Source organism: Nocardiopsis endophytica, from assembly GCF_027706725.1.
GTDB classification, from domain to species: Bacteria; Actinomycetota; Actinomycetes; order Streptosporangiales; family Streptosporangiaceae; genus Nocardiopsis_A; species Nocardiopsis_A endophytica.
In genome coordinates this window covers 20691-30431 of record NZ_JAQFWQ010000090.1, presented here as the reverse complement: position 1 = coordinate 30431, position 9741 = coordinate 20691, and the positions used below count along the sequence as shown (strand labels likewise).

Annotated in this window: 6 protein-coding genes; 3 read left to right on the top strand and 3 right to left on the bottom strand. The window is 74.7% G+C overall.

Annotated elements, in window-relative coordinates; all coding sequences use genetic code 11:
* Positions 1 to 520 precede the first annotated feature (520 nt).
* Positions 521 to 1828 (top strand): hypothetical protein, encoded by a 1308-nt coding sequence (locus tag O4J56_RS24280; RefSeq protein WP_270688940.1) that lies wholly within the window; start codon positions 521 to 523, stop codon positions 1826 to 1828.
* A gap of 54 nt (positions 1829 to 1882) precedes the next feature.
* Positions 1883 to 3619: an arginine--tRNA ligase gene (gene argS, locus O4J56_RS24275; protein WP_270688939.1), complete on the top strand. Its 1737-nt coding sequence runs from the start codon at positions 1883 to 1885 to the stop codon at positions 3617 to 3619.
* 736 nt (positions 3620 to 4355) lie between these two features.
* On the opposite strand, the gene O4J56_RS24270 is transcribed toward argS, so the two are convergent.
* Positions 4356 to 4913, bottom strand: a complete 558-nt coding sequence (locus tag O4J56_RS24270) for a hypothetical protein (protein WP_270688937.1) — start codon at positions 4911 to 4913, stop codon at positions 4356 to 4358.
* Positions 4914 to 6860: 1947 nt separating this feature from the next.
* Here O4J56_RS24270 and O4J56_RS24265 point away from each other — a divergent pair.
* On the top strand, positions 6861 to 7484 hold the full coding sequence (locus tag O4J56_RS24265; protein WP_270688935.1) for a YceI family protein: 624 nt from the start codon (positions 6861 to 6863) through the stop codon (positions 7482 to 7484).
* 447 nt (positions 7485 to 7931) lie between these two features.
* On the opposite strand, the gene O4J56_RS24260 is transcribed toward O4J56_RS24265, so the two are convergent.
* Positions 7932 to 8852, bottom strand: coding sequence for a ribokinase (locus O4J56_RS24260; protein WP_270688934.1), 921 nt, complete (start codon positions 8850 to 8852; stop codon positions 7932 to 7934).
* Between the two features lie 36 nt (positions 8853 to 8888).
* Complete coding sequence (locus O4J56_RS24255) at positions 8889 to 9677, bottom strand: exodeoxyribonuclease III (RefSeq protein WP_270688933.1); 789 nt, start codon at positions 9675 to 9677, stop codon at positions 8889 to 8891.
* Positions 9678 to 9741 lie beyond the last annotated feature (64 nt).

Below are 9741 nucleotides of genomic sequence, written 5' to 3'. Positions count from 1 at the left end.
GACGGCCGCCACGAACACGGGCCACCACCGCCCCACCCGGCCGCGCCGCCCACCCAAACCGCGAGGAACCCGCCGGACGGCAGGCAGGGCCGGGGAACCGCCCCGCTCATGCCGTCGCCGCCCTTTACGGAGACCAAGCACACGCCCGGCACCCGGAAGCGCTGCCGTAAGGGCCGCTGACCTTTCCTCGTCGTTGCCCTTGCGACCTTGCACTCCGGCGGCCCTCCGCCCGGCCGAGGCCAGGAAGCGGGGCACCTGCTGGTCCGCCCGCCCACCCCGGCCGGGACAAGCCCGCTGACCCGCACCACCGCGGGCCTTGGGGCGGAAACGACAACGCTGGGCGGAGGACCTGCTGTTCTGCCCTGGTCCGTGGTGGGCGGCCTCTCCATGGACGTACGAGGGCACGACTCCCGGTGCGGGGTGGCACCGCGCCCCCCTTAGCATCGGCCGCATGGTCGCCCCCGCCTCGCCGCCTTCCCTCCGTGACCGGCGCCGCCGCTCCCCCGCGCGTCGTGTCGGAGTGGCCGCCGCACTCCTCATCGCGCTCGCCGTCACCGCCTTCGCCGTCCTGTCCGCCGTGCGGTCGCACACCCCCTCGCCGCTGGAGCGCACCCCCGAGGCCGTCGCCGCCGACGCCGCCCCACGGCTCGCGTTCCTCCGCTCCGCCCTCCACGACGGCGCAGGCACGGACATGCAGGCGCTCTTCCCCGAGGGGTACTTCTTCACCCACGTCCTCTACGGCCTCTCCCAGGCCAACACCGGCACCCTCGACCCCGACCGCCGCGACGCCGCACTGCGCGAGGCCCGGTGGGCGCTCGACCGGCTCGACTCCCCCGAGGGCACCGCCCCCTTCCCCGCCGACGCCGACCCCGCCCACGGCGTCTTCCACGCGGGCTGGAGCACCTACCTCCGTGTCCGCGTCGTCGAACTCGCCGGAGGGCCGGACGCCGCCCCCGACGAGGCCGCCCGCCTCGAGGAGGACACCGCCGACCTCCGCGACGCCTTCGCCGCCTCCCTCGACCGCGGCACCCCCTTCCTGGAGGCCTACCCGGGTCAGGCCTGGCCCGTGGACAGCGTGGTCGCCGCGGCCGCCCTCGCCCGCGACGCCCGGGTGCGCGGCACCGGCGTCCACGACGCCGTCCTCGCCGCCTGGCAGGACGCCGTGACCGACCGGACCGACCCGGCCACCGGCCTCCTGCCGCACCGGGTCGACGCCGCCACCGGCGCCCCCGCCGAGGTCGCCCGGGGCAGCTCGCAGTCGCTCCTGCTGCGTTTCCTCCCCGACATCGACCCGGCGTGGGCCGCCCGCGACCGCGCCGCGTTCCAGGAGCAGTTCGCCTCCCCCCACGGCCCCCTGCCCGGGGTGCGCGAGTACCCCCACGGCGACGACTCCCCCGGCGACGTCGACTCCGGCCCGCTGATCCTGGGCCTGTCGGCGTCGGCGAGCACGGTCGCCCTCGGCGACGCCGTGGTCTACGGCGACACCGCCTCGGCCGCCGCGCTCACCGGCTTCGCCGAGGCGCTGGGGCTTCCGGTCGGGTTCGGCGGCGAGCGCCGCTACCTCGGCGGCGCCGTCCCCGTCGGCGACGCGTTCCTGGTGTGGTCCCTCACGGCCGGAGGCGAACACCCCGACCCCGTCCCGCCTCCGGACGGCACCGCCCCCACCGCGCACGCTCCCCCGGCGTGGTGGAGGGCGCCCTGGTACGCCGCCGTCGGCCTGGTGACCGCGGCCGCCTGGTGGGCCCTCTGGCGCGCCGTCCGGCGCCCGCCACACCCGCCGTCGCCGCCCGCCGACGGCCCCGCGTCCCGCCCCGCACCCCGCCCATGAGCACGTCCCCGCAGGTCAGGCCATACAGGTGAGCGCTGTCGGTAGGCTTTACCCATGGCCGACCCGCAGGAGATCCTCGCGCAACGGGTCCAGTCCGCCCTCGGTGCCGCCTTCGGCCCCGAGTTCGCCGACGCCGACCCCGTCATCCGTCCGTCCCAGTTCGCCGACTTCCAGGCCAACGCCGCGCTCGCGCTGGCCAAGCGTCTGGGGCGAAAGCCGCGAGAGGTCGCGGCCCAGATCGTCGAGCACCTGGACGCCGACGACCTGTGCCGCGAGGTCGAGATCAGCGGCCCCGGCTTCCTGAACCTGACCCTGCGCGACGACTGGATCGCCGCGCAGGCCCGCGCCCTGCTCGACGACGCCCGCCTGGGCACCCCCCTGCAGCGGCGGCAGAACATCCCGATCGACTACTCCGCGCCCAACGTGGCCAAGGAGATGCACGTCGGGCACCTGCGCACGACCGTGGTCGGCGACGCCCTGGCCCGCACCCTGGAGTTCCTCGGGCACAACGTCATCCGGCAGAACCACGTCGGCGACTGGGGCACCCCGTTCGGGATGCTCATCGAGCACCTGCTGGACGTGGGCGACACCTCGCCCGAGGCCGAGCTGCTCAAGAGCGACCCCAACGCCTTCTACCAGGCCGCCAAGGCCAAGTTCGACGGCTCCGAGGAGTTCGCCGAGCGCGCCCGCAAGCGGGTGGTGTCCCTGCAGGCCGGGGACGAGGGCACGCTGGAGATCTGGCGCGAGCTGATCGAGCTGTCCAAGGCCTACTTCAACAAGGTGTACTCCACCCTGGAGGTCACCCTCACCGACGGCGACCTGGCCGGCGAGAGCATGTACAACGACATGCTCGAAGGCGTCTGCCAGGAGCTGGAGGACCTGGGCCTGGCGGTGATGAGCGAGGGCGCGCTGTGCGTCTTCCTCGACGGCTACACCGGCCGCGAGGGCAAGCCGGTGCCGCTGATCATCCGCAAGAGCGACGGCGGCTACGGGTACGCCACCACCGACCTGGCCACCATCCGCTACCGCGCCCGGGAGCTGGAGGCCGACCGCGTGCTGTACGTGGTCGGCGCCCCGCAGAACCTGCACTTCCGGATGGTGTGGGAGACCGCCCGCAAGGCCGGGTGGGTGCCCGAGGGCACCGAGCCGATCCACGTGCAGATCGGCAACGTGCTCGGCTCCGACGGCAAGATCCTGCGCACCCGCAGCGGCAAGCCGATCCGGCTGATGGAGCTGCTCGACGAGGCGGTGCAGCGCGCCTCGGCGGTGGTCGAGGAGAACCGCCCCGACCTGGACGCCGGGACCCGCGCGCACATCGCCCGCGAGGTGGGCATCGGCGCGGTCAAGTACGCGGACCTGTCGGTGTCGCACGACACCGAGTACGTCTTCGACTTCGACCGGATGCTGGCGCTCACCGGCAACACCGGCCCCTACCTGCAGTACGCCCAGGCGCGGCTGCGGTCCATCTTCCGCAAGGGCGGAGTGGCGCCGGAGGAGGCCGCCGCCGGGGCGATCACCATCGGCGAGAAGGCCGAGCGGGACCTGGCGCTGCGGCTGCTGGGCTTCGGGCCGACGGTGGCGCTGGTCGGCGACAACCTGGAGCCGCACCGGCTGTGCGGGTACCTGTTCGACCTGGCGCAGGAGCTGACGACGTTCTACGAGCACTGCCCGGTGCTGACCGCCGACACCGAGGAGCGGCGCGCGTCCCGGCTGGCGCTGTGCGCGGCGGCGCTGCGCATCCTGGTGCAGGGCCTCGACCTGCTGGGCGTGCGCGCGCCGGAGCAGATGTAGCACCGACCGCCGGAACACGGGAGGGGAGGGACCGCGGTGCGGTCCCTCCCTTTTCGTCCGTGTGGTGTCCGTCTTCAGGTGCCCGCTTTCGGGGGCGGCCGAGGGCGGCCCCGCCAGCGGTGGGCGGCCGGTCATCGGGGCGAAGGCGGCAGGGCTCGCCCCAGAGCCGTGACCAGCGGCCTGCCCCGGCCGACCAAGACAGGACCTCCGCGGACACGACGCAGGTGAACGGCGGTCACGACCTCCGCCGACTCCGCCGACAGCATCGCGGACCGCCCCCTGATCGGTGGAGGCCCGACGCCAGTGATCGTCGCCTCCGCGACCATCGCCTCCGCTGGACGCGCACGACATCCGCCCAACCGGACCAGCACCACCGTCACGACTCTCGCGCAGACGTGCAGGCCCCGACACCGGTAGTCAGCGATCGTCGCCTCCGCGGACACGACGCAGGCGAACGGCGGTCACGACCTCCGCCGACTCCGCCGACGGCATCGCGGGCCGCCCCTGATCGGCGCAGGGCCGACGCCGGTGGTCGGTGGTAGTCGCCTCCACGACCGCCGCCTCCACCGGACGCACGCGACACCCGCCCAATCAGGCCAGCGCCGTCGTCACGACTCTCGCGCAGACGCGCAGGCCCCGATACCGGTGGTCAGCGACCGTCGCCCCCGCTGGACGCACGCGACACCCGCCCAACCAGACCGGCACCACCGTCACGACTCTCGCACGGACGCCGTCGTCAGTGGACGTACGGCGTGGTGCTCGACGTCCCGGGGTCGGGCGATTCCGTCGGCTCGGGGTCGGGCGGCGGCTCCGGCGACTCGGTGGGCTCGGGGTCGGTCGGCTCCGGGTCCGGAGTCGGCCGACCGGGCGATTCCGTCGGCGGCCCCGGCTCACGCGTCGGACGCTCGGGCCGACCGCCGCCCTCCTGGCCGCGGTCGCCGCCTCGGTCCGGGGCGGCCCCGCCCCCGTTCCCCTCCGGCCGGCCGGAGTCCGGCTCCGCGGGCGCGTCCCCGGAGTCGGCGCCTCCCGACACACCGGTCTGCGCCTCGGAGGACGCCTCCGGACCGTCGATGCTGCCGCTCCCGGACGGCCCTCCGCCGCCGGTGGTCTCCGAGTCGGGCATGCCGGTGGGCGCCGGAGGGTCGTCCACGCCGATGTCCGGCTGGGCCTTGGACAGCCCTGCCCCGACCGCGGTGAGGGCGCCGACGGCCAGCACAGCGGTCACCGCGCCCGCGGCGACCTTCCGGTTGCGCGAGCGGCGCCGCTCGACCCGGCGGCGCTCGGACCGGGACATCTCCGCGTCACCGTCCCAGGCCTCCTGCGGCCCGGTGTCGCCGATGTCCCCCCAGGGCTCCTCCGGACCGAAGCCGTCGCCGGGAGGCCCGGCGTCGGGCCCGCCCTCATGGAGAGGCGGAAGAACCCCCGTGGCGGGCGCGGCGGCGCCAGGGCCGGAGCCAGGGCCGAACGCGCCGGTCGGAGCGGAGTCCGCGCCACCTCCGGGACCACCGGCGGCCCAGAGGCTTTGCAGTGCATCCTCTTGGGGGTCGTCGGGGTGCGGGGCGCTACCGGGGACTTCGTCTGGCGAGGCGCCAGGAGAGACGCCCCCGGCGCTGCCATCGGGCGGACCGGGCGGCGGCGCGGCCCCGAAGGCCGTCGTCGCATCAGCTGCCGGGGCCTCTGGGGCACCCGACTGCGCGTCAGCACGGTAGGCCGCACTCGGCGACATACCGGGCACCGCTCCACGAATACCGCCACTAGGCGCCGAAGGAGCACCGAACGCCATCGTCTCGCCGACTGCCGGAGCCTCATGAGCTCCGCCCTCGGGTCCCCGGGCAGCCCCGTCTTCCGGTCCGACCGGGGCACCCGGCTGGGCGTCAACGCGGTGTGCCCCACCCGGCGCGGCACCGAACGCCATCGTCTGCCCGGCCGCCGGAGCCTCATGCGCACTACCCTCAGGGACCCCGGCCCCACCACTATCGGGACCCGCCGGGGCGCCGGGCTGCGCCTCCGCACGGTGAGACCCACCCGGCGCAGCACCGAACGCCATCGTCTGCCCGGCCGCCGGAGCCTCATGCGCTCCGCCCTCGGGTCCCCGGGGAACCCCGCCTTCCGGTCCGACCGGGGCACCCGGCTGGGCTTCAGCGCGGTGGACCCCACCCGGCGCGGCATCAGGGGCCGCGCCGCCGATGCCGCCACCAGGCGGACTCGGCGAACCCGACGGCGAAGGAGCCCCGAACGCCATCGTCTGCTCGACCGCCGGGGCCTCGTGCGCACCGACCTCGTGGCTCACGGGAGTGGACTCATGGCCGGTCTCCCTGCCCTCCCCGCGAGGGACCTCGTAGACGGAGCCACCGCCCTGGGGCCGACCGGGGACACCGCGCCCCTGGTCGTACTCACCGTGCGCACCAAGTGCACCGTGGGCAGCGTGCGCGCCGGGAGCCGCGTAGGCTCCGTGCCCTGCCGGTCCGTCCTGGGGTCGCTCGATGGGCACGCCCGCGCGCATCCCGTCCGTCGCGGCCGCCTCGACCCCGCCTCCGGGAGGGCCGAGCGGAACGTCGTAGACGGGGATGTCGTAGGCGAAGCCTCCGGCGGACGCCGCTTCCGCGCCACCGCGCGCACGGCCGCCGGAACCGGCCGCGCCGGGGGCGCCAGCCGCACCGGCCGCTCCGGTCACGCCGGGTGCACCGGCCTCGCCAGGTGCACCGGGGCCGCCCGTGGTGCCGGGCACGGCGTGCCCACCGCCCCCTCCGGGTGCACCGTACTCGCCCTGAGCAGCACCTTCAGCGGGCACGGCGTACTCGCCGTGCCCGCCGTGCCGGTCGGGGTCGCCGGGGTCGGACAAGCTTCTGGAGTCTCCGGTCATGGGGATCACGCGCTCCGGGGTGGGGAGGGCCGAACACGTCGGCCCGGGAAGGCGCTGGGGAGTGGGGTCCGGGAGGAACTGTAAAGAACCGCTCTCACTCCGCGATACCCGGCCCACCCTACCCACCCGCCCCCGCTCTCCCCCATCCCCCGCGTCCAGGGACGTTCGGGCACGTTTCATCCACGCCCGCGTGATGAACGCCACAGGGCCGGACACCAGGGCGAACGGATGGAAGGGAGGCGAAAGCGCACCGACAGCACCGCCCGATACCTGTTGGACGGTAGGGGCGTCCGACCCTCTCCGGATGTGCTGGGCGCCACGCATCCAGGGGGTTTAGCCTGGAACCCGGCAAAACGGCGTTAACAGGGGGAATCAGACATGGTGCACGATGCCGGGCCGCCCGACACGCGGCCGACACAGCCGGAGCCGGGGACCTGGTACGTCGACCCCGCCCACTCCTGCATCATCTTCGTCGCGCGCTACCTCGGCTTCGGCCGCGTCCAGGGCACCTTCGGCGACGCCTGGGGGACCGTCGACGTCGCCGACGACCCGCTCGCCTCCAAGGTCGACGTGACCGTGCGCACCGCCAGCCTGAACACCGGCGTGCAGGCCCGCGACGCCCACCTGCGCTCCCCCGACCTGCTGGACACCGACGCCCACCCGGAGATGCGCTTCACCTCCACCGCGCTGGAGCCGCGCGGCCGCGGGCGCAACGCCTTCCGGATGTACGGCGACCTGACCCTGCACGGCACCACCCGGCCCCTGGAGCTGGACTGCCAGTGGGGCGGCGAGGCCCCCGACCTGCAGAACCCCGAGGGCATCCACGCGCACTTCTTCGCCGCCAACGGCTCGATCGCCCTGTCCGACTTCGGCATCGCCGACGTGGGGCCGACCCCGTGGGGCGGCCGCGTCATCGGCGACACCGTCGACATCGTCCTGGAGGTCCGGGTCCAGAACGCCGACCCGACCGAGTGGCTCCGCCAGATCGGCCACTTCCGGTAGCCGCGTGAAATAGCCGCATGCAGTGGCCGCATGCGGGACGGCACCGCCTCCGCGCGGCCCACGGCGCCCGGGTATCTGGGCCCGTCGCCCCCGCCCGGCCGACAGCGGCCGGATGCGGTGGACCGAACCGGGCTCGAACCGGGCCTTAGAGCTGGCGCGGATAGGCGGGCGGACCGCAGGGGCCCGGCCCCGCCGACTCCGCCGTCGAACGCCGCCCCCACGTCGTTGATCTCGGGAAAAGCGCCCCTAAAAGCGGCCCGGTAGCGTCGTTTCTCCCGAGATCAACGCGGAGCACACCCGCCTCTCCGCGCGGGCTCTCAATAACTGGAACCGAACCGGGTCCGGCCGACAGCGGACGGATGCGGCCACCGCTCCGGCGCGGCCGGGCCGACGGTGCGCGAGCCGGGGCCCGGGTCCGCGATCCGGACCGCCCGCCCCGCCCACGGCCTACCCGGCCAGCAGGGCCTCGATCTCCGCGCGCCGGGGCATGGACGTGCTGGCGCCCTGACGCTGCACCGACAGCGCCGCCGCCGCGGCCGCGAACTCCATGCTCTCCTTGGCACCGCGCCCCTCGGCGCGGGCGACCGCGAACGCGCCGCAGAAGGTGTCCCCGGCCGCGGTCGTGTCCACCGCCTCGACCGGGCGCGAGGGCACGTGCACCGGCTCACCGCCGCGCTCGCCGTGCAGCGACCCGTCGCCGCCGAGCGTGACCACCGCCTCGGGCACCCGCCGCAGCAGCGCCTCCAGGGCGCGGCGCGGGTCGTCCTCGCCGGTGACCGCCGCCGCCTCGTGCTGGTTGGGCACCAGCAGGTCGACCAGGTCCAGCAGCTCGTCGGGCAGCTCCTGGGCCGGGGCCGGGGTGAGCACCGTGCGCACGCCCGCATCGCGGGCGGCGCGGGCCGCCGCGACCACGCCCTCCATCGGCAGCTCCAGCTGCAGCAGCAGGGCGTCGCACCCGGACAGCACGCGCTTCTCGCGCTCGGTGATCCCGGTCATCGCGGCGTTGGCGCCGGGGACCACGATGATGGAGTTGGCCCCGTCGCCCTCGACCACGATGTGCGCCACCCCGGACGCGCCGGGCACGGTGCGCAGCTCGGAGGCGTCGACCCCCGAGTCCACCAGGGCGCTGCGCATCTGCACGCCGAACGGGTCGTCGCCGACCGCGCCCAGGAAGGCCGTGTCCCCGCCGGCCCGCGCCGCGGCGATCGCCTGGTTGCCGCCCTTGCCGCCGGGAACCTGGCGGAACTCGGTGCCCGCCACGGTCTCCCCGCTGGCCGGACGCACCGGCACGTAGGCGACCAGGTCCATGTTGATGCTGCCGTACACCGCGATGCGCGGGACGCTTCCGGATGCCGATGTCGATGTCACGGAGCCGACTCTACCCAGGTCCGGGCGGTCGCCCCCTCAGTCGGTGTCGACGATGACCGGGGCGTGGTCCGAGGCGCCCTTGCCCTTGCGCTCCTCCCGGTCGACCCGCGCGCCCTTCACCCGCTCGGCCAGCGCGGGCGAGGCGAGGACGAAGTCGATCCGCATGCCCTTCTTCTTGGGGAAGGACAGGTTCTGGTAGTCCCAGAACGTGTACACGCCGGGCCCCGGGGTGTAAGCGCGCGCGACGTCGGTGAAGCCGGCGTCGTTCAGGGCGGTGAAGGCGGCCCGCTCCTTGTCGGTGACGTGGGTCTTGCCCTCGAAGGCCTCCATGTCCCACACGTCGTCGTCCTGCGGGGCGACGTTGAAGTCCCCGCAGTAGGCGATCTGCGCCTCCGGGTCCTCGGCCAGCGCCGCGGCGCCGTCCGCGCGCAGCGCCTCCAGCCAGCGCAGCTTGTAGTCGTAGTGCGGGTCGTCGATCTCCCGCCCGTTGGGCACGTACAGGCTCCACAGCCGCACGCCCCCGCACACCGCGGAGATCGCCCGCGCCTCGACCTGCTCGGGGTCGCCCCACCCGGGCTGCCCGGGGAACGACGTCCGCACGTCGTCCAGGCCGACGCGCGAGGCGATGGCCACGCCGTTCCACTGGGAGAGGCCGAAGTGGGCGACCTCGTATCCGGCCTCGGTGAAGACCCCGCCCGGGAACTGGTCCTCCCGGCACTTGGTCTCCTGGATGGCGACGACGTCGACGTCGCTGCGCTCCAGCCAGGCCGCGACCCTGTCCTTGCGGGCCCGCATGCTATTGACGTTCCACGTAGCTATTCGCACGGCGACCAGCCTAATGCGCGGGTGGGACATGGCCGGATGCGGCAGAACGGCGGGGCGGGAGTGT

Coding starts and splice junctions, on each gene's coding strand:
- argS (WP_270688939.1), top strand. CDS start 1,883: ATGGCCGACCCGCAGGAGATCCTCGCGCAACGGGTCCAGTCCGCCCTC.
- O4J56_RS24270 (WP_270688937.1), bottom strand. CDS start 4,913: ATGTCCCGGTCCGAGCGCCGCCGGGTCGAGCGGCGCCGCTCGCGCAAC.
- O4J56_RS24265 (WP_270688935.1), top strand. CDS start 6,861: ATGGTGCACGATGCCGGGCCGCCCGACACGCGGCCGACACAGCCGGAG.